Genomic DNA, 25,525 nt, shown 5'->3' on the forward strand with positions numbered 1-25,525 from the left:
GGGCCGGACGCTTCGGTGGCCGGCCGCTGGGCGAGGGAGACCGCCACAAGGATCCCGTCCCGGGAGTGAGCGTGCCGGTCGCCGTGACGCTTCAGTGAATCAGGGGTGACGTCGGTCGGGAAGACCGTGCTCCGCCGCCCTGACGATCTGGGCGCGTAGCTGGGCGCAGTCGTCCATCTCGCGCGCGTACAGATCGGGGTTCAGGTCGGCGAGCGGGGCGAGGCTCCTCTCGGAGGCCGCCACCTCGAGCAGCGCCTGGTCGAAGGCGCCGGTCCAGGGGAGGGTGTCCGCGAGATTGTAGTGGCAGGTCGCGATGGCGAGCGCGTACTGGTCGGGTCCGGCGTGCGGCTCCACCTCGCGGGTCAGCTCCAGCGCCTTGTACAGATGGGGCAGGGCCTCGCGCTGATGGCCCATCCGGGAGAGCACACCGGCGTACTGGGCGAGCGTGGCGGCCAGGGCGGACCGGTCGGTGGGCAGGCCGCACACGTCGAGGACTACCTGCCGGATGGCGACCGCTTGGCCGAGCAGGCCCTCCGCGTCGCTCGTCTGCCCGGCCTGCAGGCTTTTCCGGGCCAGGCCTTCGAGCTGAGCCGCCACGCTGTCGCCGTGCTGCTCGGGGTCACGGCGGACCAGGAGGCGGCGGACGAGCATCGCCCGGCGGATCGTGGAGCGCGCCGCCCGGCGCCGACCAAGGGCGAAGTAGAGATCGACGGCGAGGGACAGCACGGCGGTGTACTCGCCCAGGTGGTCGCCCGGGAGATTCCTGATGTCGCGGTCGTAGTTGCGGACGGCCTGGTCAACGAGTCGCTTCGCCCTGCGCAGGTCACCCCGTTGGTCGGGGTTCCCTCGGGCGAGGTCGATCAGATTTTCGGCGAGCATGATCTGGGCCTGGGCCTCCACCCTGGGGCGGGAGATCTTGCTGCGGACGAGTTCGCAGCCGACCTCCAGGCACTCCTCGGCGGCCTCCCGCGCCTCGTCGAGGCGGCGCAGTTCCGTCAGGACGGACGCGTGCTGGAGGAGGGAGTTCCAGAACAGCTCGTTCGGCTCGCCGGCGTCCGCGACGAGGCTTCGTCGGATGGCGAGCCCGCGGCGGATCGGCTCCAGCGCCTCTTCGGGTCTGCCCATGGAGACGAGCGTCCCACCGATGTTGTTGAGGACGACGGCCAGGCCCTCCGCGGCCACCGGGGTGGCCAGGCTCTCCGGCTGGTCGACGACGGCGAGCGCGTCGCGCAGGACGGCGAGCGCCTCCTCGAACCGGTCCAGCACGCGCAGCCGGTTGGCACGGCCGACGAGGCTGCCCACGGCGTCGTGGCCGAGGGCGTCGGGCCGCTCATCGGCCATCTGCCGCAGGGTGTGGGCGGTGGGCTCGGACAGCGTCTCGGCGGCGGCACGGAACTCGCCCTTGCGCTTGAGGGTGTGCGCTAGCTCGGCCTCGGCGTCCGCGAGACGTTCGAGTACAACGGGATCGCCCGTGTCGGCGAGGGAGTTGAGGAGGGCGACGCGCTGTTCCTGGAGGGGGCGCGCGGCATCGTCGTCACCGCTGCCGACGATGACACGGGCACGCTCGCCGAGGATCTCCGCCCGAGCGGGGGCCTGGTCGGCCGGGGTAAGTGTGCCGACCAGCTCGGCGGCCCTGTCCAGCGCGGCCTGGGCCTTGTCGAACTCCACGGTCCAGCGGTGCGAGCGGGCCATGGTGAGCAGCGCGGTGAACCGTGCGGCGGGTGTGGTTTCAGCCTCGCCGGAGTCGTACAGCCGCAGCGCCTCGTCGCATCGGCGTAGGGCCGTCCAGTGGTCCCCGGCGGCCTGCCGCCACCCCGCCTCGTGCACGAGCGCGGTAGCCCGCGGGGTCGGCGGAAGCCCCCGCGCGGCCGTGGCGGCGGTACGCGTGGCCCACGCGGCGAGCACCCGGCTACGCCCCGCGCCCAACCGGTCGAGCAGCTCCAGCAGCAGCTCGGGGTCGGTGTCGGGTGCGTCGGTGAGCCGGTGCAGGGCGTCGAGGAGGGGCTCGGGGGACTCGGTGAGGGTGGTGGCCTCCATGACCGTGCCGGCGAGGGCCGAGTCACGGCCGAGGGCTTCGTCCAGGGCGCGGGCGACGGGGTGCCAGTGGCGGGGGAGTCCGGCCACGCGGGAGAGAGTGACGAGGGCGGCGAGGAGGGTGGGGGCGGCGGAAGGGGCCGGCGGGGTCTCGGCCGACGTCGGCTGCCCGGTGCGGGCGGCCACTGACGCGGTGCGGTGCTCAGGGCTCGGCGGGGCGGGTCGCGATTCGGGGCTGCCGGCGGGCGTCGGCTCCTCGACCCGGGACCGCCACAGCGCCGTCCTCGCCCCCGCCAACGTCAGCAACGGCAGCGTCACCAGGGCCGTGTCCGCCCGCGTCCGGTCCCCCACGTGGTATTCCCCCAGGCGGTCCGGCTGGAGGGCGCCCCAACAGCTATCGCCCGGGGCGGGGTACATCTCGGCGAGCCAGGCCGCGCCCTGGTCCACGGTCGGGGCGTCCGCCGTGCGGAAGCCGGGGGAGGAGCGCAACAGCGGGGCGGCCAGAGCGGGTTCCGCGCCCGCGGTGAGGATTGCGGTGCCCACCGCGTCGGCCAGGGGCACGGGGCCCGCCTCCGCCAGTCGGGGGCGGCCGGCGGCGCTGTCCTCCCAGTACGCGCGCTCGTGCAGGAGGAGTTGCTCCTCGACCCGTAGGCCGGTGTCGTCCGGGCGGGTCGCGGGATGTGTGGCGAGGAGGTCGGTGAGCGCGGTCATGTGCAGAGTGAGAGCGGAGCCGTACTCGGGGGCGCTCACATCGCGCGGGGCGACGAGGGCGACGCGTCCCGTCCAGTCACCGGTGACGTCCCTGAGCTCCCGGGGCAGTGCCTCGGGGAGGCGCCGGGCGAGGTCGGTGAGGGCGTCGTGGTAGTGCGCGTCGCGGTCCGGTAACTCCGTCAGCGGAGGCAGTTCGCGGTGCAGGGTGTCGTAGGTCAGGTTTCTCGTCTCGCGCGTCCGGGTCCTGAGCTGGTCCCACCAGCCGCCCGTGCTGTCGCCCCTCCCTCGCGCGGTGAGCAGCAGCCGTACCGGAGGACGGCCGTCGGGCCGTCGGTCCAGCACAGTGAGCAGGGCGGTCAGTTGGGCGATCCGCAGCTCGGCGTAGTCGGCGACCAGGATCAGTGGGCGGTCCACCTCGGCGAGCACACCGAGGTCCTCGGCCGGGCCGCGCTCGTCCAGCCAGCCGCAGGCCCAGCCGTGCCGGTCGCGCCGCCGGGTGCACAGTTCGCGGGCGAGCCGGGACTTGCCGGCACCGCCGGGCCCGGTGAGGACGGCGAGCTGTACGCCTTCGCCTTGGCACCAGTCGTCGAGCTCCCCCAGCAGGTGCTCGCGGCCGTGGAAGCGGACCACCTCGGCGCGCTGGTCCAGCAGCGTCGCTGGGGAGCGGACCGGCCATCCCGCGGCGGGCGTGACGAGGCCCTGAAGGTCGACCGGCTCCCACACGGGCGGGGCGCCGGTGTGCCGGGTGACCAGGTCCGTGAACCCCGGGTCGGCCAGCAGCGCGTACACCGGTACGGCCTCCCAGCGCGGCAGCCCCCAGCCGCTGACATCGGTCACGACGACGCCGGTCAGCAGCGCGCCGCTGAAGAGGGCCGCGCCGGACTGGCCGCTCCATGGGGAGGGTGTGCGGCGGGCGGGGTCGGCGGGCGGCGCGCTGGCGAGTTCCGCGGTGTAGCGGTGGGACAGGGCGCCGGTGCCGGGGGCGAGGGTGGCGCGTGGCTGCTGAAGATCGAGACCGCCGTCGGCCCGGCGCCCGGCCTCGGGGTAGCCGGCGACGTCGCAGGGCTGGTGCCGGGCAGTGACGAGCCGCCCCCAGCGGACCGGGGCGACCTGCTCGCGGACGTCTGCCTCGGCGAGGAGCAGGGCCGCGTCGACGTGAGTGGCGCCGCGCCAGACGACCGTGCAGGGTACCGCGCGACCGCCGGGCACCTGTACGTCGCAGGCGTCCCGCCCTTCCAGGACATGACGGGCGGTCAGTATAAGCCTGGCGCCCAGGAGATAGCCGGTTCCGTTGCCGCCGTACCGCTGCTCCGCACCCGGCAGCAGGACCGCGACGATACGGCTCAGCTCCATCTGTGCCCCCGTTCACCGTGGTACGCCTGCGGGCGAGTCAGCGGACGAGCCCGCCCCCACCGGTCAGACCGCCCGTCGGAGCGTCGCTGTTGCCGATGCGGATGCCCGCGCCGTCCTGGTCCACCGCGCGCAACGTGAATGCCAGCCTGTGGGCGGCGGTTCCGGACTTCACAGCCCCCGCCTCCCCGGACACGACCCACGCCTTGATGGACCCCTTCCCGCTCTGCTCGCGACGCAGCTCCACCGTGAACTCCAGGGAGATGTCTCCGAGTTCGAAGTGCAGTCCGGAATTCACGGCGCGATCGCGAGCGGCGGTCAGTTCGGCTCGAAGGTGGTCGATGGCTTCGCCGACGGTGATGTCCTTCATGGAGCCACCGTAGCGACGCACCGAGGCGGCTGTCCCCGCGACGGCGGAAGGTCAGCGTGATGGATCGACCAGCGTCGGCACCAGATGCCGCTGCGCATGACGGACGTACTCCCATACGCGCTCCCACCCGTCTTCCTCCCCCTCCAGCCGGGTCCGCAGCCCCCAGGCCTCGGGCAGTTCGTGCTCCTTGATCCACAGCATGTAGCCACACACCGCCTCGCGCCGTTCGCCGATCGCCTCCAGACGGCGGGCGAGCGCGCCGTCGCGGCGGGCGCGGGCGAGCGCGGCGAACATGTCGACCACGGCGTAGTAGCTGAGCACGGCCTCGGTCGTGCGGTTCACGCAGGCCAGCACCACTCCGGCCTCGTACCGCGCCTGTTCCTCCAGTCGCCGGATCCGGCCGAACCGGCTCGGCTTCCCGTGATGGAAGTGGCGCCGGATGTTGCCGAAGTCGGGTACGAAGGGGCCGTCCGTGCCGGCCCCCAGGATGAGGGCGTTCATCGTGTGGACGTACGCCGCGCAGTCCGCCTGCGTCGCCAGGCGCACCTCCCGGGGCAGTCCCGCGGTGAACGGCATCAGAGGCGGCTCGATCCCGTTGCTGAGCCTGCCCTGGAGTATCGGGGTGAGTTCGCGGGCGATGAGGAAGAGGGCACACGCGTTGAAGACCAGGTAGGGGTCCCCGGATCCGTAGGGGATCTCGCCCTCCGGCATGGCCATCGGGATGAGCGGCCGGGGCGGCAGCAGGGAGGCGGCGCGCGGGGGTCGCCAGCAGCGCATGTACGAGGCGACGGTGGCGTCGACGGCGCCCCAGGTGCTGTCGCGGTCGAGCGGGAAGGAGTCGGGATCGGCAGCGCCGGATGCCGCCCCGGTGACGGCGCAGAGGGTGGGCAGGGCCCAGGAGATGTTGGCCATCAATTCAACGGTCTGCGGCGGCAGTCCGATGAGGAAGCCTTGCCGGCCGTCGGCGAGGGGGCGGGCCAGCACCCGGGACTCCGGGTCGGTGGACGGCTGGACAAAGACCTCGACAGTGGAGGCCACTCCTTGGACCTCGTCCAGGCCGGGTATACGCAGGTCGCGCACTCGGTGATCGCCGTCGTCGGTACGGGAGAAGGCGTGGGCGAGCAGGAGCAGGTCGAGCAGCCTGCGGGGCCTGCCGGATGCGTCGGCCAGCTTCTGCAGGTTGTCGAGCAGGGTGCCGGTGGGGTCGGCGCCGCTGACGAAGTCCGGGTCGGTGAAGACACGGGCGAGTCGGGTGGCCTCGGCGGCGAGCTCGGCGCTCTGGTGATCGCGGAACATGAGGCTGGGCGGGTAAGGGAGGGGCGCTGGGTCCGGCGCCCCCTGTGCGAGCAGGCCGTTGAGAGCGGAGCGTAGGGCTCCGCTGTCCCGTACGGGCACGTCGCGGCGCGGCTTGCGGATCACGATGTGCCCGTGCTCGACGCGGGGATCCGACCGCACGACGACATCGGTCGGCCCTGCGAGGCGTACGGCGATGCCGTACCGGAAGAAGTGACTGAGCGCGGCGACGGCGTCCGCGAGGGCGGCGGCGGTGGCGGTGCCGGTGAGGACGTCATCGCCGGGGGCGTTGACGCCCGGCGGGCGTAAGTCCGCGTACGCGACACCGGCCCGGCTCAACACATCTCTCGCGGCGTCCGTCTCCTCGCGATCCGACGCGGCGAAGAGATGGAAGACCACCTGTGCCCCGGTGTCGGCCCCGATGGCCGTCGGTGTCGTCGCTTCCCCCATAGCTCGACAGCATGGCGGCAGGCGGAGGGATGAATCAACCTATCGAAGGAATATGGGGAGCGATCGGAGGAACACCTGCCACAAGAAGTTGGACGCTCTTGTAGGGCACCAGGCCCTTCACCGGACCGGCCGAGCACGACCACCAGGAACAGCACCTGCACAAACACCCCCCACCACCCATCACTACCGCGCCCCCGCTCCTGGCTCCGTTGATCACGGAAAGTCTCTACAAGGCGACCTGGGCACGCCCAGCGGCCTGTCCACCCGGCTGGAGCAGATCCCCGCCGCCGCACTCTCCGGCGGGTTGGCTGCGCTCGCATGCCCACCGGGGCGCGGTCGCGCCAGGGCGAAGCTGACCGCCACTGCTGGCCCCGGACAACGGCCTCAGCGACTGGAACATACCGTGGAGCGAGTGGGTCGCCGGCGGCGCGACCCAGTGACGTCCCGCCGACCACGCCCACCGCGCCACTCCTCCACGCCGCCGGACCGGAATTCCTTCCCCCGGACGGTCGGCCGGCTTCCTCTGAGAGCACCGACGATCGCCTCCGTGGTCTCGCGCACGGTGTCCGGGTCGATGGCCGGCGGGCACAACACCCACGGCGCGATGAGTCGGCGGGCGGCGAACACGGACTCGAGGGCGGCCCTGCGCCGCCGGTAGGGCCAACTGATCGTGTCGGTCCCAGACAGCCGCAGCAGATCGACGGCGACGAAGTGGGCCGGCCACTCGTCCGCGGCCCGCGCCGCCCGGGCGCCGCGTCGTTGCAACCGGTTCTGGAGCTGCTCGAAGGCGAGCCGGCCCGCCGCCTCCCGTGCGACCAACTCGCCGTCCGGCGCGGTAACGTCCGGCATCTGCGCGGCCCGGCGCCAACCTCCGGAATCGCGCCCTCTGTCTCGAGTGACTTGTTGTCGCTTGAGCTGTTCCGATCCGGGACCTCACCGCGCGCGACGGGCACTCGGACTGCCTCGGGTGCCGGCTGGCCGGGCGGCGCGGCGACCGAGCCGGGGACCGTGGCGTCCTGGCGCACGACCAGGCCCCGGTGACCGCTTGCGGCGTCCTGACGGGCGACGAACGGAGCTGTGACGGGTGCCCGCGGCCGCGTCGCCGACCGTCACGGCTCCGCGCCGCCGGTCCCCCTGCTGGCCGACGGCGTCGAGCGCCGGCCCGATCAGGGCGAAAGCCCGGTCGGTCAGGGCCTCGGGGTCCGCGGCGCCGTCGCTCCACCGCTGCAGCACCGTGTCGAACGCGGTCAAAGCGATACCGGCGGCCGGCTGCGGCTACAGATCGGTCCGCGGATCCAGCGACAGGCAGCCGGCCAGCTCTTCGGCCAGCTCATCACGCCACTGGGCTTGGCGCTCCAGGAAGCGGGCGAGGAGGGCGGGCGTGCCCAGGATCAACGGCACGACGCCCAGCGTCCGCTGGGAATGGCCCGCGCACGCGTGGACGGAGACCCGGACGGCGTGGCGCAGTGCCACTGACGGCGGCTCGTCGGCGGGACGGCCGGCCAGTTCCGCCCGCATGCCGGTGCCCATTCCGGCCAGGAACTGGATCACCACGACCTCTTCGGACGCGAAGTACCGGAACAAGGTCCGCTTGGACACGCCTACGACGGCCGCGATCTCGTCGACCGTGACCGCGTGGAACCCCGTCCGGGCCAGCAGCCGCAGTGCGGCTCGCGACAGCTCGAGTGTCATATCAGGCAGCGTGTGACGTATGAGCAAGCAGCGTGGCTGGACCGCCGAGCAGATCCCCGACCTGGGCAAGCGCGTGTTCGTCGTCACTGGAGCAACAGCGGCCTCGGCCTGGCGACCACCCGGGCGCTGTCCCGCAAGGGCGCGCGCGTGATCCTCGCCGTACGGGACGAGGGGAAGGGGCGCAACGCGGTCGCGCAGCTCACCGCCGAGACCCCCGGCGCCGAAGTCGAAGTGCGCCAGGTCGACCGGGCGGACCTTGACTCGGTCCGCCTCTTCTCCGACAGGCTGCACGCCGACCACGCGCCCCTGGACGTGCTGGTCAACAACGGGGGCCTGATGGCGCCACCCCACCGGACGTTGAGCGCACAGGGACACGAGGTGCAGTTCGCGGCCGACCACCTCGGCCATTTCGCGCTCACCGGCCTGCTGCTCGACCTCCTCGAAGCCGGGGACGACCCCCGTGTCGTCACGGTGAGCTCGGCCGATCACCGCCGGGCCACTCTCTTCTTCGACGACCTCACCGGTGAGCGCAAATACTCGCCCATGGGCTACTACAACCGGTCGAAGCTGGCCAACGCCGTGTTCGGCTGGCAGCTCCACCAGCGGCTGACCGCGGCCGGCAGTCCGGTCCGCAGCCTGCTCGCCCACCCCGGACACACCTCGACCAACCTCCAGACGAGCTCGCCGGCGGGCATGATGAAACTCCTCTTCGGAGGTCTCCTGCTGCCGCTCGCCCAGACGCCGGACCAGGGCGCACTGCCCACGCTCTACGCGGCGACCGCCTCGGGTGTGGAGGGCGGGCAGTTCATCGGTCCCGACGGCATGGCCGAGCTGCGTGGTGCGCCGGAGACGGTGCAGCTCGCGCCCCGGGCCGCGGACGCGGAGAGCGGGCGCCGGTTGTGGGACCTGTCGGAGGAGCTGACCTCCGTGCGCTTCGGGTTCCCGGCCGCCGCCTGAGTGATCCCGGAGGGGTGAAGGTGACCGCGAAGACCATTGAGAGCAGTCCCTGGATCCGCTGGTACAACCCGGCCACGAACGCGCGCGCGAGGCTGCCGTGCCTTCCGCACGCCGGCGGATCCGTCCCCTGAACCTGGGGAAGTGCTTGGTGAGGATGGCAGAGAGCCCATTTGTGATCCAGAATGATCGGATGGTCACGCTTGAGACTCCCCGTTTGATCCTGCGTCGCTGGCGTGAGGAAGACGTTGCGCCCATGGCTGCCGTCAATGCCGACCCCGAGGTCATGCGGTGGATCCGTGACGGCAGCGTCCGTGACGAACAGCAGACTCGCGACGGGGTCCAGGCATGGGAGAGCGAGTGGGAGTCGCAGGGTTTCGGCCTGTTCGCCGTGGAGATCCGGTCCACTGGCGAGCTGGCCGGGTTCACCGGCCTTTCGGTGCCCGACTTCCTGCCGGAGGTACTGCCGGCGGTTGAGGTCGGCTGGCGGCTGGGACGTTCCCACTGGGGGCAGGGCTTGGCCACCGAGGCCGCTGCGGCCGCTGTACGGTTCGGGTTCGAGGAGCGAGGGCTGGAGCGGATCGTCAGCATCACTCAAGTGGGCAACGACGCCTCCGAACGGATCATGACCAAACTGGGGATGCATCCGGTCCGTGAGACCGTCAATCCCATCGGCGGTCGGCGAGTCCGGGTGTTCGAGTTGTCATCGGACCAGTACGTCACAACCACTCGTTGATGGCGGCAACGAGGACGGTAGCCTCGTAGCGGGCCGCGAATCTCTCGTACCTGGTGGCCACGGCCCGATGTCTCTTGAGGCGATCGGTGCCGCACTCGACCGCGTGCCGGGCCTTGTAGTCCTCTGGGCCGAAATTCGGTGGCCGACCACCGCTGGACCCGCGCTTCTTGCGGTCGCGGACCTGGTCGGCCTTGTCCGGAATGGTGCAGCGGATACCGCGACGCCGCAGCTAGGCACGGTTCTGGCGGGACGCGTACGCCTTGTCGGTCCGCACCCGTCGCGGGCGCCCGCGGGGCCTGCCGCACCCCAGTCGGGGCACGAGGATGCGGCCCAGTCGCTGGAGCGGCGCGTTCCAGCGGGACCGGTTGAAACTGTCACAGATCCCGCCGAACCGGTTCGCGGCGCTGGCCCGGTATCGTGCCCGCGCCCCACACCGAGCGACCGATGAGAATCGGGTACGACCGTACCTCGACCGCCCGCCAGGAGCGGGCGAGCCAGCTCGCAGCCCTCAACCGCGCGGAGTGCTACAAGGTCTTCCAGGAGCAGATCAGCACCCGCATCAAGGCGCGGCCCGAGCCGGAGAAGGCGCTCGCGCTCGCCACTGGTTCAAGGAGGTCGCACCCGAGACGCCGGTCATATTCACCGTCCACGAGCTCAAGCGGCTCGTGCGCAACGCCGCCGAGCTCCGGGTCGGCGGCATTCAGCTCGAACTCCTCACCGGCCCGCTCACCGGCATCTACGGCCCCAACGGCACGGGCACCATGTTCTTCGCCGTGCTCGCCGTCGCCGGGCAGATCGAGCGCAACTACATTCGGGAGAAGACCTTCGAAGGCCAGGTCACCGCAGCGGCCAGGGTCGACCACGGCGGACGGCCGAAGGTCATGGACGACGGCATGCTCACCTTCGTCGTCGCGCTCAAGAACAAAGGCGTCCCCGTCCCCGAGGTCGCGATGAAGCTGGTCATCACCACGGGGAAGAAGGCGGGCGAGAACGTCTCAGTCGCCCCGCTCTATCGGGCGCCGGCCGAAGCCGAGAAGGCTGCGGCGGACCACGGCCTGACGCTGCGGCCCATGCTTGTTCTCATCCGTCGGCCAGAAGACCTGCTCACCCCCGAGGAGATCGACCTCCGTGAGGTCTCCAGGCCCAGCCCCACCCGAGCACGGAGATCCGCGGCTGAGGCCATGATCAATCTCAGCGCCAACGGCCCACAACTGTGCCAGAGCGGCGTGCGGCAGTCCCAGCCGCAGGTGCACCAGTGGGACCAGGAGCCGGCCGACGAAGACCAGGCGTTGCTTGGGTCCGGCACCAACAGCCATCCTGCGGTCCCCGCCCCGCCGTTCCCGCAAGGCGGACTCACGGGCGGCCTGCCATTTGGGGGGCGAGTTCTTCGAGCAGTTCGCCGAAGTGTGCGCGGGAGACTCCGGACAGGGCAGGGTGGGAACTGGCCGCATGGGCCCAGGCTTGCGTCACAACTTGCCAACCCGTGCGGACCTTCGCCTGTAACGACCGAGCCGCCTGCCATGATCGTCATCATGGGGATACACATTGCACCGGCTGGGGTGGCCGACTTCCACGAGGTCCTGACTGATCATTCCCGTTACTGGGGCGAACGCGACCTTCGGTCGCTGCACCTTCTGGCACTGGTGCAGGAGTTCGGTTCCACCTGCTTGATTGCCCGAGCCGAGGACGGGATCCGTGGGTACGTCTTCGGGTTCGTCACCCCAGACGGCACCGCATACGTGCATCTGATCGCCACGCGGGACGACGCCCGTGGCACCGGCCTCGGGCGTCGTCTGTATGCGGCGTTCGCTGAAGCAGCGGAACGTCATGGTGCACGGCAGTTGAAGGCGATCACGTCAATCGAGAACACCGGCTCGATCGCCTTCCATCGCAGCCTCGGCTTCGACACGAGGATCGTCGACGATTACAACGGCCCCGGCCGGGCTATGGCGGTCTTCCACCGAGACCTGCCGCTCAACGTCTCGTGTCCCTGACCAGCCAGCCGTCACTGGTAATCGGTCGCCAGACGACCTGGTCGTAGTCGACGCCGTCGACTGGCCGTACCGGATCGGGGGCGTACACCCCCCCGGGTACTCCGCCGCCTCCGCACCGCCGTCTTCTCGATCTCGGTACGACGGCAGGCCCACGAGGTACAGCGAGCCACTTGATGCAGGGTCAGCTGGTCTGTACGCCGCGCGCCCCGACCCTGCACCCGCTGCGACGATCAGGCGCTGACGGTAGTCGGGTTGAGGCGTCCGCCCGAGGCCGCTTGCGGGCAACCAGGTCACGCGCCGGATCACGACCGCAGGCCGGTCCCGCCTGCGGCCACAACGTACGCGGTCCGCGCATCATCGGCTGGCGGAGTTCCTCATTCCTTCCACGCCCAGCTCCGCATCGTCATCGCTGTCACCGCCGGCCTTCACCACACCGATGGCGAGTGCGGGCCCCAGGCCTGCCGAACGACTCCCATGACCTCACCGCATGCACGCTCGGGCCATCGGTTCGCGGTGGAGGCACTGGAGCGGTTCCTCGGCCGTTCGGCCGACTGAGGGAAGGACGGGAATCACCCGGGACGCCCTCCGGTTGGCACGGGCGGAAGACGTGATGATCACGGCACAGCCCACCACCGGAAGGATCCCACCCGATGACCACCTCACTGAAGGAGAACATCGGCCGGTACGGCGTCTGGAGCGGCGAGCTGCGCTCGGAGGATCCGGCCCGGCGCGGTGAACTGGACGAAGCCGCGGCTGAGCTGGAGGAACTCGGGTACGGCGCTGTCTGGCTGGGCGGCAACAGCACCGTGGACCACGCCGCCCCGCTCATCGGGGCGACCCGGCGCATCACGGTCGGCACCAGCATCCAGAGCGTGTGGCAGCAGGACGCCGCCACGACGGCGGCCGGATTCACCGAGATCGAGACGGCTCATCCCGGCCGGTTCATGCTGGGCCTCGGCGTCAGCCACGGCCCGCTGGTGAAGAACTACCAGCGCCCGTTCGCGGCGATGACCGGCTACCTCGGCGAGCTCGACACAGCGGGCGTACCCGCCGACCGCCGGGTGCTCGCCGCGCTGGGCCCCAGGATGCTGGCCCTGTCCGGCGACCGCGCGGCCGGCGCGATCCCGTACCTGGTCACACCCGAACACACCGCCCGGGCCCGCGAGATCCTGGGCGAAGGGCCGCTGCTCGCGCCGGAATTCAAGGTGGTCCTGGAGACCGACCCGGCACGCGCCCGGGAGACGGCCCGCGCCTACCTGGCCCGCTACCTGGAACTCCCCAACTACACGGACAACTTCCTGCGCCTGGGCTTCACCGAGGCCGACGTCGCCGCCGGCGGCAGCGACCGTCTCATCGACGCGGTCTTCGCCTGGGGCGGTGAGACCCGGATCCGCGAGCGCGTCGCCGCCTTCCACGAGGCGGGCGCGGACCACGTGGCCCTACAGGTGGTCACGGACGGCACGGACGGCACCCTGCCCAGGGAGGAATGGCGCAGGCTCGCCTCCCTGCTCGCGTGACCGGCCCGGCCCAAGGGGGCACGGGGTGCCCGACGTGCGGCCGCGCGCAACGCAGCCGCAGCCGCAGCCGTGGCCGTACGACAGCCCAGGCCGGGTAGCCGGCACCACGCTCCCGGGTGCCGGCTCGGCTCATTCCCCCGGAAGTTCCGCCTTCGAGCCGTACGCGGCGCTGCTGTGCCGGTACGCCGCCCGCTGCCCCCGCCCGGTCCGGCGCGTTCCCGGCGTCCAGCTCCGCACCCGCGGCTCACCGGACCCGCCGCCCACCGCGCCTCGACACTCCGCCCCCGGACTCCGCGCCCCCGGGTCTCGTCCCAGCTCCAGTGGCGCGCGGCCGCGTCCCGCGCGCGCCGCTCCTCGGCCGGTTCGGCGATCTAGCACGGCTGTCCGCCCGCGCCCGCGGCTCAGGCCCGGCCAGGATCCGGGCAGGCGGCGAGCAGCGCCCGGGTGGTCTCCTCACCGGTGCTGCACACCGGGGCGGACGCGGCCGGCAGCTCCTCGTGGGGCAGCCGCCGGCTGGAGAGCGTTGTGCAGGGCGGCGCGAGCGGAGGACCGTGTGTGTCCACGGGCGCGGGCGGATAGCTGACGCAGGCTCGGGCCGCCGGCAGCCGCCCGGACCTTCTCCATGGCCCCGGCCAGTTGCTGTCTGGTTCCCAGGTCGCGTTCGCACCATCGGGTTCTGCCATCGGCGCCGCGCCCGCTCCCCGGGGCGGCGGAGCCCAGGCCGCATACCGCGGCCGCCGCGTACTGCCGTCCACCGCCGCCCGGTGCCCACGCCGCCACGGCACAGCCGGTCGCAGCAAGCCTCTTGAGGTCCGCGGGCTCACGGAGACCCGCGTCCGGAGTGCGTACGTTGCCAGAGGCGGTCGGCCGGCTCGAAGAGTGCTCGTGCCGCCGCGCGCCAGGGCGACCGCGTCCGCGAGCTGCGGAACGTAGCAGGCGACGAGGACGGGGGAGTGTGGCGCGGAGGGGCATCTGTTACCGGCGACTCGTCCACCAGGCGGGGCAGCACGCTGCGCGTGGCACTGCCCCACCCGCCGGTCAGACGGGCGGGACAGCACAGGCCGACCTGTTGCGAGCAGGCCGTCAGTAGTCGATCTGGCCTGCCGCGCGGGCCGTTCCGCTGAACTGCAGGAAGAACCTGGTGCCGTCCAACACATCGGTAGCGGCCACGCCCCAGCTCCCGGCGCTCAACGTCCGCCAGGCATTGCAGCTCCAGCCGGACCCCGATTTGAAGCACGTCCGCACCGAGCGCGTCCCGTCCAGCTTCAGGTTGATGTCGTTGCACCGGGTGGTGGCGGTGGCGTAGGTGCCCCGGGCGGGCCAGTACGCGGGGTCGTTGGAACCGGTCCCCGGGTAGCTGGTGAAGCGCGGTGCGTCGACCGTGCAGGCCCGCGCGGGGCTGACGTCCGATGCTGAGGCCGAGCCTGCTGCCGCGGCTGTCATATGCTGTCCGGCGGCCGAGGTGGTGGCCTCGGCGGTGCCGGCGGCCGAGGTCACGGCGAGCAGGACGCCCGCCACAAGGGCGGCGCGACGGAGCTGGGTGCGGCTCGTTGTGCGCCTGGTTGTGTGCCTCATCAATCTCTCTGCCTTCCAGAGGTTCTCCGGTGCGCTTCTGATGTGTCACCGGGCTCACCCAGTCTCCGGGCACGCAACACGCATCGCCTTAGCGAGACGTGCCAACTCGTTAGCACGGAGCGCCAGGTACGACAGATCATCCGGAGAAGGCCGAGAGAAGAAAGATCATTCACGCGAGGTCCTCCGCGCCCTTGGGCACGGCAGGGCCTGGTGTCGATAGTCGACAGGCGCGACACCGTAGGCAGAGCGGAAGGCACGAGTGAAATCAGCGGGGCGGAGATAGCCCCACCGGGCGGCGATGGCCCTGATGGGCACGTCACGCTGGACCGGATCGCCTAGATCGCGGCGGCAGCGCTCCAGGCGCTGCTCGCGTATCGAGGCGCGGACGTTCGCGCCGTGTGCTTGGAAGAGCCGGTGCAGTGTGCGGACGGAGATGTGGTGGGCCCCCGCTATGCCGTCGATGCTGAGCATGGGGTCGCCGAGATGGTCTTGGATGTACGAGGTGACACGGGCGTACAGGGCTCGTTGCCGACTGTCGGCCGGGATGTCGTCTTCCCGCTCCAGATGATGGGCGAGAACAGCAGCGGCCAGGTCGAGACCGATCGTACCCAGCCGAGGCATGTCTGCGGGCGTGTAGCACGTGTGGTTGTCCGTCACACGGGTCAGGTAGTCGACCAACAACTGACCGATCCCTTTGTCGGCAGGCAGCCGACAGGCGACCAGTTGGTCAACACGGCGTGCACTCACCGGCAGCAGGGCGATGGGGAACCGCATGAGCGTTGCTTCGCCGATGGCGTACGACTCGAACGGTCGGGAACTGCTCAAGAGCACCAGCTCCCCAGGCCCGACGAGACTGCTGCGCCGATTCTGCTCGATGAAATGAGGTCCGGAACGGGGCACAACAATCTGTAGGCACTCCGGGTCGGAGACGCGGATGGACTTCGATGTCCGGGAGGTGGTTATCGATGAGTAAGCCATCGAAGAAACCTGAACCGGCCCCAATGACATTTCATCGAACCAGCCGCGGAACACGTCACTGTCCACAGCACGGAACGTCTTCGGCATGACTTCTCGCCGAGCCGTCTCCGTCCAGGCGGCCAGAGCCTCTTGCCCCGAGAAGTTTCTGCTGTCGAAGACCCGTTCCATGATCCCCTCCGGGTTCGATGAGCAACGTGCACCGGATTACCAGCCGGCGTCCCTTGCCGACAGGGCCGAATCAGGCAACGTCATGGGTAGGCACCACTTCTGGCCACCGGACAGGCCGCCGACAGCCCGCAGTTCAGCTACGCGGGCGAGCTCGGCCTGGGCGTCCGCGAGACGTTCGAGTACGACTGGGTCACCGCCGTCGGCAAGGGGCGGGTACGGCGACGGCGAACTCCGCGGTCACCGTCTTGCCCGCGATGACGGCACCGGCTTCCAGCAGCCGGTCCACCACCGCGGCCCGGCGGCCGGTCAGCAGATCGGCCCATAGCGCGGAGCCTGCGCGGATGGGCAGCCCGTCGACGTGCACGGAATTCTTCACCCAGACGGGGATGCCGTACAGCGGCGGGCACCCGGCCGGCCCCTCGGCACACTCGGCCAGGCCACGGGCCGCCGCCCGCAGCCGGTCGGCCCGGCCGGGCTCGGCCACGAAAGCCTGGACGACATCGTCGACTTCGCCCGTCCGCCCGAGGGTGTGTTCCACGTTCTCCGTCACACAGATGGCCGACGTCCGCAGCCGTTCGGCAGAGGGCACCAGGGCGCGCTGCGCACACGGTCTTCCATGGCTTCTTTTATACGCCGCCGCGCCGAAGGGCCGGCTCGGGACGCCCTCGTTACCTCTGCGGCGGACTTGCCACCGGCTTGCTCTTGGTAACGACACCACCGAACACGGCGATGCCCTTGATCACGACGCGCGGGGTTCCCGACTTTCCGATCTTGCGGGCGCCACGCTTGCCGAACACGCCGAACAGACCGAAGCCCTCGACCTTGACCTCGATGTCGTCCGGGACGACGATCTCGGTGCCTCCCCACAGCGCGACGGCACGGATTACGGTCTCCTGCTCGGCGAAGCGGGCCTCGCTCAGGTCGAGCCGCCCGCCGCCCCAGATGGACCAGGCCGTGAACTTCGGCGGGACGACCCATTCACCCTCGCGCTCGAAGCCCCCGAACATGCCCAGGGCGAAGCGTGAGGTAGGCACGCGGTCCACCACGAGCGCGTCGCGGGGCCCGGGTTCGGGAAGGCCACGGCCGGCGGCCTCCAACTCGCCCATCGTTCGCGCGGCGTACACTGCGGCGAGCCGTTCGTCCAGTTCGCTGATCTCCAGGCGCCCGTTCACAACGGCGGCCCGTACCCGCTCGGCCGCGTGGTTGCGGTCGTCGTCGCAGACACGCACCTCCCTACCGGACGAGGACACTGGAGTTATGCGCTTCATCTCATCCGAATGTTTGGTGTGTTCAGTCATGCACTGAACCTTTTCACACCTTGCTCCCTCACGGCCTTCGTCCACTGGTGAAGTGGCGCCACCCCTATGGTCGTTCAGGCGGGGAGCGCCTGTCGCGGGGGCTGGCGGGGGCTGGTGGCTCGCCCGCATCGGCGCCGTCTATCTGCCGCTCGGCCCCCGCCCCGGCGAACGCCGTACCCAGGCCGTCAGCGAGGACCTCGACATCGCCTGCCTCGTCGGCGACCCCGGCGTACTGCCCGCCGCCCACCGCGCCGGCGAGCGGACCCCGCTGCCCCTGCCCACCGACGGCGTGAACGCCCCCGCCACCGCGGTGGCGGCCTCCGCCGCGCACGACCGCGGCGCGCGGCGAGCCCCCGAAGGCGCCTTCTACGCCGTCCTCACCTCCGGGTCCACCGGCCGCCCCAAGGCGGTGGCCGTGGCCGAGGACTCCCTGTCCGTCGCCCTCGACTGGTACCGCGACGAGACCGGACTCGCGCCGGGGGACCGCCAGTCCCTCCTCATCGGTGTCGCCTTCGACCCCCACCTGCTCGAACTGTGGGCCGCGCTGACCTCCGGCGCCGCCCTCGTCCCGGCCCCCGACGACACCCGCTGGACCGCCCGCGACTGCGACGCCCCCGTACCGATCGGCCGCTCCATCGCCGGGGCCACCACCCACGTCCTGGACAACGACGGCCGGCCCGTCCCGGCGGGGGAGCGCGGCGAACTGTGGGTCGGCGGCAGCAGGCTCGCCCACGGCTACACGAGCCTGCCCGGACTGACCGCCGAACGGTTCGTCGAGCACCCGGCCGGGGGCCGCCTCTACCGCACCGGCGACCTGGTATCCGCCCGGCCCGACGGCACCCTCGACTTCTACGGCCGCAACGACGACCAGGTCAAGGTCCGCGGCTTCCGCATCGAACCCGCGGAGGTCGAACACGCCCTGCGCCGGTACGACGACGTCGGTGACGCCGCCGTCACCGTCGACCGCGCGGGCACCCCCGAAGCACGTCTCGTTCGCCCTCGTCGTCGCCGCACCCGGACCCGCGCCCACCGGCGTCGCGCTGCGCGAACGCCTCACCGCCGTCCTGCCCGCCCACCTGGTGCCCGACACGGTCACCCTGGTGGACCGGCTGCCCCTCACCCCGGCCGGCAAGGTGGACCGGCGCGCCCTGGCCGACCTGGCCCGCACGACCGGCAACGGCCACCCCGGCACTTCGGCGACGGCGATGACCCCCGTGGAACAGGCCGTCGCCGACGTCTGGAGCCGCTCCCTGGGCAGCGAGGTCACCCGCGCGGACGCCGAGTTCCTCGCCCTCGGCGGTCACTCGCTGCTGGCCCTCGCCGTCACCGACGACCTGCGTGAGGAACTCGGTGTCGAGCTCACCCTCACCGACTTCTTCGCCGCCCCGACCGTCTCCGCACAGGCAGCCCTGGTCGAACGGGCCCTGATCACCGCCCACCAGGATCCGCACCCCCAGACCCCGGAGCACCAAGATGCCCACTGACGCCGACCCCACGGCGCCGACCCGGCGGCAACTCCAGCAGGAACTCCTGCGCCGGGCCCGGGCCGGCGCCGCCCGGCGCACCACCACCGCCCCCGGCGGCGGCGCGGCGACTGCGGACGCCGGTAGTCCCGAACCGCGCGACACGCCCGGCGCCGCCGCCCGGCACGGATGCCACCCGCTCTCGCGCGCCCAGCGCCGCATGTGGCTGATGGAACGCCTCGGCGGTGCCGGCGACTCCTACCACGTGCCGTTCGCCACGCGCGTGCGCGGACCGTTCGACCCGGCCGCGTTCGCCACCGCCCTCACCGCGCTGGTGGCCCGGCACGAGATCCTGCCCACCCGCTACACCGAACAGGACGGCGAACCCGCTCAGGAGGTGCTCCCGCCGCCGGCGGCCGTCCCGGTGCACGCGGCCGACACCGACCCGGCGCACGCTCCCGAAGCACTGCGCCGCGAGGCGGCCCGCCCCTTCGACCTCGCTGCCGGCGAGGCCGTACGCGCACTGGTCCTGCGCCACGGGCCGCGGGACCACACCGTACTGCTGACCTTCCACCACATCGCCGTCGACGGCGGCTCGCTCGACACGGTGGCGGCCGAACTCGCCGTACTGTACGAAGCGGCCGGCGACCCGGACGGCACCGACCCGCTCGCCGCACCGCCGCAGTACGCCGACCACGCGCACCGCGAGCACGACGCCCTCCCCGGCCTGCGGGCCGAACTCGACCACTGGGCCGACCTGCTGGCCGGCGCCGCCCCACCCGCGCTGCCCCGGCCGGCCACGACCGCACGGGACACGACCGCCCGACCGGCCGCCGTGCACACGGTGCCCGTCGCACCCGGCCTGCCCGACGCCCTGCGCCGAACGCCGCGCCACCCTGTTCGCGGTGACACTCACCGCCGCCTTCGCCACGCTGCACCAGCTCACCGGCGACGACGACCTCGTCATCGGCGTGGCGAGCACCCACCGCACCGGTACGGCCATGCGCGGACTGGTCGGCCTCTGCGTCAACACCCTGCCCGTACGGGTCGACACCTCCGGTGACCCGTCCTTCGCCCAACTGCTGCACCGGGTGCGTGACGCCCTCCTGGAGGCCCAGCGCCACGGGTACCTCCCGTTCGACCTCGTCCTGGAACGCCTCGGCACCCGGGCACGCGGCACCGACGGCGCCGGCCTGGTCCGCGTCACCCCCCACGCGTCCGGCGGCACTCGTCCAGTACGACCCGCGCGCACTGGACGATGCCGTGGCGCGGGCCACCGCCCGGGGACCACGCCCACCTGCTGGCCGCGGGCCGCGGCCGACCCGGACACACCGCTGAGCGAACTCGCCGGCCCCGGCACCCACCCGGCACCCGCCGGGGACGACCCCGGACACCCGGCGGCCCGGGCCCTGCGCGCCCACCCGCAGGTCGCCGACGCCGACGTGCACGAGCGCGACGAGGAACGGCCCGTGGCCTACGCCGTCCTGCGCGACCAGGTTGCCCGTGGCGTCGTAGTGGAACTCGGTCTTCTTGCCGTTCGCGTCGGTGGTGGTGCACACCTGCCCCTGGCAACCACCGCACCCGGGGGTCGCCTCGTTGTAGGCGAGGGCCCGGGTCCCGCCGCCGGTACCGCTGGTGGCGACGGAGGTGGTGTAGCCCCGCCGCGTCATAGGAATAGGTGGTCTTCTCGCCGTCGGCTCCGTTGGTGCTGCTGGGACATTCGGCGCCGGCGCTCGTCTGCCACTGTCCGGGTGCTGGTCAGGGGGCTGGCAGGATCGTGCCGGTGATCTCCAGAGCCCCGCTCAGCGCGGTGATCGCGAAAGCATCCGCCTCGCAGCGTGGCCCGGGATCACCCCGGGCGCCGATCTGTGCGGTGGTGGGTCAGCTCAAGGCCGAGAGCGAGCAGCAGTTGCCGGCTCACCTGGTCGAACTGCTCTTGGAGAGCGGAGGGGTAGTTCGGCGCGCCCACGGAGTGTCAGGGAGGGTACGGCTGCCTAGATGATCGATTCCAAGGGGTCAGTGGTCATAGGCGGTCAGTGAGCGCAGGACGGGTTGTCCGGTGTGGTCGTTGTGCCAGATCGCGGCGGTCAGCGCGAGGATGCGCTGCATGACGCGGGCGACGACCCCGCCGGCCGTGCGCCCTCGGTGCTGTTCGAGATCGAGCTGGCCCTTGAAGGTCTCATTGACCGACTCGATGATCTGCCGCAACGGCTTGAACAGGGGAGCTCCGGGCCGCTCCGGCTCGCCCTTGCGGGCCGGCCGCAGCAGCCGGATGTCCTGCTGGGCCAGCTCGTCTTCGAAGCCCCGGCCGAAGTAGTTCTTGTCGCCGATCAGCGTCTGGGCAGGACGCGCGGCGACGAGGTCGGCTTCGGCGGAGAAGAGATCCAGCAGGGTCTCGCGCTCGTCGGCCTTGGCCCCGGTCAGGGCGAACGCGACCGGCAGGCCCTGGAGGGTGTACACCAGGCGCAGCCGCAGGCCCCAAAAGAAGCGGCTGTGGCTGGCGCAGTACCCGTACTCGGCCCATCCCGCCAGGTCGGAACGCTTGACGGTCTCGCGTGAACGGCCGCATTCCACTGGCGTGGAGTCCACGATCCACACGTCGTCGCTCCACACCGAGGTATCGGTGGCGAGCAGCCGGGTGACCCGCCGAAGCAGTCCGGCACCCTTGCGCAGCCGCTTGTTGCAGCCGGGCTGCTTGGGCAGGTAAGGAAAGAGATACCGCAGGTGGGAGCGGGCATAGCGGAGCCACCTGGCCTCGGAGGTGAAGCCGAGAATGGCCTGCATCATCGCCAATGTGACCAGCTCGGCGTCGGTGAGCTGCGGGACGATCCCTACGGTCGGCCGCCGTGGCGCGAGATGCGGAGACGCCTTCAGCAGGTCGTCGGTCTTCACATAGAGTGCGGTCGCGAGGGTGTCCAACTCTGTCATCACACAATGACGTTGGACGTCCTCGCCGCGTGCGCGCAGTCAATCCGTCCGAATCGATCAGTCGGCGAGGACCCCCGTGTTCTGGCAGGCGGTCAGCAGCCAGCGGCCGTCGTCCTGCTTGGTCATCACGTACAGCGGGGCGCCCTCGCTCTCGTCGTCCGGGGTCAGGTAGCGCTGACGAACCTTGACCGCTGCGACGTCGGGGCGGATGAAGAGCACATGGACTACCTCGTAGCTGACCTTGCCGTCCCAGTTGGCCGCGGGGAGCACCTTGCGGGTGAACTCCGAGATCGCGTCCAGGCCGATGAGAACCTTGCCGTGGGCCGTCGTCCAGACCGCGTCGGGGTGGAAGAGGGCGAGGAATTCGTCGGGGTCCTTGTGCTGCTGGGAGTGCTCGACGGTGGCAACGACCTGCTTGACGGCTTCGATGTCTGCGGCGTACGCCGTGGATTCCGTGTTCATGTGGACCATGGTGCAACCTCAAGCACGGTTGAGATCAAGAGGGTGATCGGTCAAGGGATCGGCTGCGCGAATTCGGCGAGGGCGTCCATTGAGGACGTCCACTGACCCCTTGGAATCGATCATCTAGGCCTGGGCCCAGCGGATCTGCTCGGCCGCCCACGCGGCCCACTCGCGGCGCATCGCGTTGAAGCGGAGGCCGTACTCCAGGGCGATCTTGCCGTTCACCGACAGCGGGTCGTCGTCCCAGTCGATGGAGTCGGCCAGGCGGCGCAGGGCCTCGTACTCCTGCTTCGACAGCTCCATGAGCTCGGTGAGGTAGCTCCGCGCCTGGTCGGGCGTGATCACGTTCAGGAAGAAGACCCGCAGCAGGATGTCGCTCCGGGGGTTGCGTTGGGGCTTGGTCTCCGTCAGCCAGTGGCGCAGCTCCGCCAGGCCCTCGTCGGTGAGGGTGTACTCCTTGCGGCCGCGCGGGCCTTGGGCCGAGACGCTGATCAGCCCGTTGTCGGCGAGCTTGGACAGCTCTGTGTACATCTGGCTCTGTGTGGCGGGCCAGACGTTGGCCAAAGAGGTCTCGAAGCGCTTCAGCAGGTCGTAGCCGCTGGCCGGGCGCTCTGACAGGAGTCCGAGGAGGGCGTGTCGCAGGCTCATGCCTTCACTTTACCTTCCACTCTTGACATGTCGAGGGTGTGACTTCTAGTTTCAACATGTCATAACAGGAATGTCAGCAGCCCGGGGGCCTTCGATGTCGTACGTACGCACCTTCCTTCCATGGATCGTCTTCGCGGTGGTCCCGTCCGCCCAGTGGCAGTGGGGGGCACTCGCCGGGCTGCTGGTGGCGGTGGCGGTGATCGCCCAACAGCGGCGGACGGGAGTCGGCTTCGACGCACTGATCATGGAAACCGGCTCGGCCGTCTTCTTCGCGGTCCTGGCGGCCGTCGCCTTCGCAGACCCCCACTCGGCCGCACACGCCTACTCGACGGCACTCTCCTCGGCCACCCTGGCCCTCATCGCCGGGGTCTCGCTGCTCGCGGGCAAGCCGTTCACGCTGGGCATCGCCAAGCGCACCACCCCACCCGAAGTCTGGAACCTCAAGCCCTTCGTCCGGGTCAACGTGGTCATCACCACCGTATGGACCGCCGCATTCGCCGCCACGGCCGGCGCCCTCGCGGCCCTCGCCCACGCCGGCCAGGGCCACTCCGCGACGGCGACCCTCGTCCAGGCCGCCGGGTTCGTGGTCCCCATGGTGTTCACCCTGCGCTACGTCGCCACCGCCCAGGCCAGGGCCAGGGTCTAGCACCGATCCCTTCCGTGCTGGAGCAACTGGGCTCCCCGACTGCTTCCCTCACCTTGAGCCATGTCGCTGACCTGGGCGTTTCCTGATCCTGGTCGCCGATCCCCGCGATGGGCGGGGACTGCGGTATCCGGCGGTCGCGTTGCTGTGCGCGGCCGTCTCGGCGGTGCTGGCCGGGGCCCGCTCGCTCATCGCGACCAGCGAGTGGATCACGGATGCCCCGCAGTATGCGCTGGGTGTCCTTGGCTTCGCGGCCGATCCACTCACCGGTCTGCGACCGGTGCCGCACGCCGCAGCGGTGCGCCGCCTGCTGCAGCGTGAGACGGTGATGCGCCGGACGCGGCGATCGGCGCTTTTCTGCAGGCCAGAACCCCACCCCCGGCCGATTCGGAGACGAAGGCGGGGCCGGCGGCGGGTGATCGCGGTCGACGGCAACGTGTTACGCGGTTCGCGGACCAAGACCCCCACGGCGGTCCAGACTGCTGGCTGCGATGGACCACTACGGCGTGGTCCTGGCCCACGGGTCCATGCCGCACGGCTGCCCGGCGCGCTGGCACATCGGCGGACAGGCCGGGGCGGGTGCCGCGGGCAGGACACCGTCAGGCCGGCCGTCACATCGCCATCATCACGAGCCGTCGCAGCGCCTCGCGGGCGCGACACAGGCGCGCCCGTTGGGCTTCACGTCGATCTTCACGGCGGCTGCGTCGTCTTCGCTCGGGTGCCCGGCCGCGGCTGCCCCCGTCCGTCTGCGCGCCCGCCCGAGCATCCCTAGGTCGTGTCTTCAAAAGATCTTGAGTGGTGGATCATGGTGGGGTGATACGTCGCCATGAACTGTCGGACGCCGAGTGGGAGTTCGTCCGGCCGCTGCTGCCGGAGCCCTTGCGGGGGCGGAAGCGGTTGGACGACCGCACCGTGCTCAACGGGATCGTGTGGAAGTTCCGGACCGGCACCGCCTGGAGGGATGTGCCCGAGCGGTACGGTCCGTGGGCCACGCTGCACACCCGCTTCCGCCGCTGGGCGCTGGACGGCACCTTCGAGCGGATGCTCCGTGCCGCCCAGGCACAGGCAGATGCGGCCGGGGACATCGACTGGCTGGTGTCGGTCGACTCCACCGTTGTCCGCGCCCACCAGCACGCCGCCGGAGCCCGAAAAAGGGGCTCCGCAGCCCCGGCCTCGGACGCTCCAGGGGCGGCCTGACCAGCAAGATTCACCTGGCCTGTGACGCATTGGGCCGCCCGCTCGCCTTCACGATCACGGGCGGGAACACCAACGACTGCACCCAGTTCACCGCCGTGATGGAGGCGATACGGGTGCCCCGCCTAGGCTCGGGACGGCCACGCGTGCGGCCCTCCCATGTCCTGGGCGACAAGGGCTACAGCTCGGGCCATCCGGACTTGGCTGCGACGCCGGGGTATCAGCCACACCATCCCCGAGCGGGCCGACCAGGTCCGCAACCGGCACCGCCGCGGCAGCCGGGGCGGGCGCCCGCCGGTCTTCGACAAGCAGCTCTACAAGCGGCGCAACGTGGTGGAACGGTGCTTCAACCGCCTGAAACAGTGGCGCGGTATCGCGACCCGCTACGACAAGACCGCCGAGTCCTACCAAGCAGCCGTCACCCTCGCATCGCTGTTGATGTGGGCGTGACATTTGAAGACAACTCCTAGGGGAGGCGCGGACGGGCCCGGCGGCAGGAGGAGTCCGGCCCCGGGCAGCGGAGCCGTCAGAGGGCCGCTTCCGGGCGGGACGGGGGTCGCGCGTGTTTCAGCCACCGTCACTGCCCGGGTGTGGCGGGCCCGGCGCCCAGAGCGCGACGGCCGGGCGGGCGCGTGGGGTTCAGTGCGTGAACCCGTTGCTCCGTTCCACTTTCGCCACGTGCAGCGTGTAGCTCTGATACCACTCGGCTCGCCCGCGCTTTTGCGCCGCGCGGTGCTCGGCGTTGGTCCGCCACTCCGTGAGGGCGTCGGCGTCGCGGAAGTAGCCGACGGTGATGCCCAGCCCGCCAGGAGTCTGCGCGTGGTCCATCCCCAGGTACCCGGGGACGTCCTTCACCAGGTCTTCCAGGCGTGCGTCGGTCTCGCTGTAGCCGCTCTGGTCCTGGGTTCGCACCGTAGTGAAGACAGCTACGTAGTAGGGGGGTTCATAGGACCCGACGGGCGCGACAGGCGCTTCGGAGCGATTGCTCATGGCGCCACCGTAAGGCGGGATGCGTCGCCGCGCATACACCTCTATTTCGATCTTCATCCGCGGGTCGGCGAGACCGC

The 25,525-nt window shown here is 71.1% G+C and carries 20 protein-coding genes and 6 pseudogenes; 11 read left to right on the forward strand and 15 right to left on the reverse strand.

What is annotated here, in order from left to right; translation table 11 throughout:
• Window positions 1–99: 99 nt before the first annotated feature.
• From D9753_RS35390 to D9753_RS35410, 5 genes and pseudogenes are all read right to left on the reverse strand, one after another.
• Entirely contained in the window at window positions 100–4,098 is a 3,999-nt protein-coding gene (locus D9753_RS35390; RefSeq protein WP_121790711.1) for a tetratricopeptide repeat protein, read from the reverse strand.
• Window positions 4,099–4,135: 37 nt separating this feature from the next.
• Complete coding sequence (locus D9753_RS35395) at window positions 4,136–4,465, reverse strand: trypco2 family protein (RefSeq protein ID WP_121790712.1); 330 nt, start codon at window positions 4,463–4,465, stop codon at window positions 4,136–4,138.
• A gap of 51 nt (window positions 4,466–4,516) precedes the next feature.
• Window positions 4,517–6,208: a hypothetical protein gene (locus tag D9753_RS35400; protein ID WP_121790713.1), complete on the reverse strand. Its 1,692-nt coding sequence runs from the start codon at window positions 6,206–6,208 to the stop codon at window positions 4,517–4,519.
• Between the two features lie 384 nt (window positions 6,209–6,592).
• Window positions 6,593–7,057, reverse strand: coding sequence for an ATP-dependent DNA ligase (locus D9753_RS35405; RefSeq protein WP_121790714.1), 465 nt, complete (start codon window positions 7,055–7,057; stop codon window positions 6,593–6,595).
• Between the two features lie 294 nt (window positions 7,058–7,351).
• Window positions 7,352–7,900, reverse strand: a pseudogene (locus D9753_RS35410) (TetR/AcrR family transcriptional regulator); the annotation flags it as partial.
• Window positions 7,901–7,919: 19 nt separating this feature from the next.
• Here D9753_RS35410 and D9753_RS35415 point away from each other — a divergent pair.
• Window positions 7,920–8,857: pseudogene (locus D9753_RS35415) on the forward strand (oxidoreductase).
• Between the two features lie 190 nt (window positions 8,858–9,047).
• Window positions 9,048–9,590: a GNAT family N-acetyltransferase gene (locus D9753_RS35420; RefSeq protein ID WP_121790715.1), complete on the forward strand. Its 543-nt coding sequence runs from the start codon at window positions 9,048–9,050 to the stop codon at window positions 9,588–9,590.
• Here the strand turns inward: D9753_RS35420 and D9753_RS39765 are convergent.
• A pseudogene (locus D9753_RS39765) lies at window positions 9,574–9,924 on the reverse strand (transposase); the annotation flags it as partial. The gene D9753_RS35420 and the pseudogene D9753_RS39765 sit on opposite strands and share 17 nt — an antisense overlap.
• 1,186 nt (window positions 9,925–11,110) lie before the next feature.
• On the opposite strand from D9753_RS39765, the gene D9753_RS35435 reads away from it, so the two are divergent.
• Window positions 11,111–11,584 (forward strand): GNAT family N-acetyltransferase, encoded by a 474-nt coding sequence (locus D9753_RS35435; RefSeq protein WP_121791459.1) that lies wholly within the window; start codon window positions 11,111–11,113, stop codon window positions 11,582–11,584.
• A 650-nt stretch (window positions 11,585–12,234) separates the two neighbouring features.
• Window positions 12,235–13,101: an LLM class F420-dependent oxidoreductase gene (locus tag D9753_RS35440; RefSeq protein ID WP_121790716.1), complete on the forward strand. Its 867-nt coding sequence runs from the start codon at window positions 12,235–12,237 to the stop codon at window positions 13,099–13,101.
• 401 nt (window positions 13,102–13,502) lie between these two features.
• Here D9753_RS35440 and D9753_RS36835 read toward each other — a convergent pair whose 3' ends face one another.
• The 5 genes from D9753_RS36835 to D9753_RS35460 form a co-directional block, all read right to left on the reverse strand.
• The gene (locus tag D9753_RS36835; RefSeq protein WP_163010887.1) at window positions 13,503–13,664 is read right to left on the reverse strand and encodes a hypothetical protein; all 162 of its coding nucleotides are present in this window, start codon (window positions 13,662–13,664) and stop codon (window positions 13,503–13,505) included.
• A 520-nt stretch (window positions 13,665–14,184) separates the two neighbouring features.
• Complete coding sequence (locus D9753_RS35445) at window positions 14,185–14,676, reverse strand: hypothetical protein (protein WP_240468385.1); 492 nt, start codon at window positions 14,674–14,676, stop codon at window positions 14,185–14,187.
• Window positions 14,677–14,841: 165 nt separating this feature from the next.
• Window positions 14,842–15,822 (reverse strand): AraC-like ligand-binding domain-containing protein, encoded by a 981-nt coding sequence (locus D9753_RS35450; protein WP_121790718.1) that lies wholly within the window; start codon window positions 15,820–15,822, stop codon window positions 14,842–14,844.
• Between the two features lie 190 nt (window positions 15,823–16,012).
• A complete protein-coding gene (locus D9753_RS35455; protein ID WP_240468386.1) occupies window positions 16,013–16,411 on the reverse strand; it encodes an amidase family protein in 399 nt (132 codons plus the stop codon).
• Between the two features lie 79 nt (window positions 16,412–16,490).
• Window positions 16,491–17,120, reverse strand: a complete 630-nt coding sequence (locus D9753_RS35460; RefSeq protein WP_121790719.1) for a DUF1707 SHOCT-like domain-containing protein — start codon at window positions 17,118–17,120, stop codon at window positions 16,491–16,493.
• Between the two features lie 52 nt (window positions 17,121–17,172).
• Between D9753_RS35460 and D9753_RS38510 the strand changes: the two are divergent.
• The 4 genes and pseudogenes from D9753_RS38510 to D9753_RS39770 form a co-directional block, all read left to right on the forward strand.
• Window positions 17,173–17,799, forward strand: a pseudogene (locus D9753_RS38510) (AMP-binding protein); the annotation flags it as partial.
• Window positions 17,800–18,061: 262 nt separating this feature from the next.
• On the forward strand, window positions 18,062–18,604 hold the full coding sequence (locus D9753_RS38515; protein ID WP_240468387.1) for a phosphopantetheine-binding protein: 543 nt from the start codon (window positions 18,062–18,064) through the stop codon (window positions 18,602–18,604).
• A gap of 208 nt (window positions 18,605–18,812) precedes the next feature.
• Window positions 18,813–19,343 (forward strand): annotated as a pseudogene (locus D9753_RS38835) (condensation domain-containing protein); the annotation flags it as partial.
• Window positions 19,344–19,488: 145 nt separating this feature from the next.
• Window positions 19,489–20,370, forward strand: a complete 882-nt coding sequence (locus tag D9753_RS39770) for a condensation domain-containing protein (RefSeq protein ID WP_449455866.1) — start codon at window positions 19,489–19,491, stop codon at window positions 20,368–20,370.
• A 229-nt stretch (window positions 20,371–20,599) separates the two neighbouring features.
• Here D9753_RS39770 and D9753_RS35475 read toward each other — a convergent pair whose 3' ends face one another.
• The 3 genes from D9753_RS35475 to D9753_RS35485 all read right to left on the reverse strand — a co-directional run bounded on the left by D9753_RS35475 (window position 20,600) and on the right by D9753_RS35485 (window position 22,621).
• Window positions 20,600–21,514: an IS982 family transposase gene (locus D9753_RS35475; protein ID WP_121790720.1), complete on the reverse strand. Its 915-nt coding sequence runs from the start codon at window positions 21,512–21,514 to the stop codon at window positions 20,600–20,602.
• Between the two features lie 54 nt (window positions 21,515–21,568).
• Window positions 21,569–21,982 (reverse strand): SgcJ/EcaC family oxidoreductase, encoded by a 414-nt coding sequence (locus tag D9753_RS35480; protein WP_394346789.1) that lies wholly within the window; start codon window positions 21,980–21,982, stop codon window positions 21,569–21,571.
• Window positions 21,983–22,096: 114 nt separating this feature from the next.
• Entirely contained in the window at window positions 22,097–22,621 is a 525-nt protein-coding gene (locus D9753_RS35485; protein ID WP_121790721.1) for a PadR family transcriptional regulator, read from the reverse strand.
• Between the two features lie 94 nt (window positions 22,622–22,715).
• Here D9753_RS35485 and D9753_RS35490 point away from each other — a divergent pair, with 94 nt between their 5' ends.
• The 3 genes and pseudogenes from D9753_RS35490 (at window position 22,716) to D9753_RS35500 (ending at window position 24,908) form a co-directional block, all read left to right on the forward strand.
• Window positions 22,716–23,267: a hypothetical protein gene (locus D9753_RS35490; RefSeq protein ID WP_121790722.1), complete on the forward strand. Its 552-nt coding sequence runs from the start codon at window positions 22,716–22,718 to the stop codon at window positions 23,265–23,267.
• A gap of 139 nt (window positions 23,268–23,406) precedes the next feature.
• Window positions 23,407–24,036, forward strand: a complete 630-nt coding sequence (locus D9753_RS35495) for a transposase family protein (protein WP_240468388.1) — start codon at window positions 23,407–23,409, stop codon at window positions 24,034–24,036.
• 44 nt (window positions 24,037–24,080) lie between these two features.
• A pseudogene (locus tag D9753_RS35500) lies at window positions 24,081–24,908 on the forward strand (IS5 family transposase).
• Window positions 24,909–25,097: 189 nt separating this feature from the next.
• Here the strand turns inward: D9753_RS35500 and D9753_RS38525 are convergent.
• The gene (locus tag D9753_RS38525) at window positions 25,098–25,448 is read right to left on the reverse strand and encodes an antibiotic biosynthesis monooxygenase family protein (RefSeq protein WP_240468524.1); all 351 of its coding nucleotides are present in this window, start codon (window positions 25,446–25,448) and stop codon (window positions 25,098–25,100) included.
• Between the last annotated feature and the right edge of the window lie 77 nt (window positions 25,449–25,525).

This window comes from Streptomyces dangxiongensis (assembly GCF_003675325.1).
In the GTDB taxonomy this organism is placed as follows: Bacteria; Actinomycetota; Actinomycetes; order Streptomycetales; family Streptomycetaceae; genus Streptomyces; species Streptomyces dangxiongensis.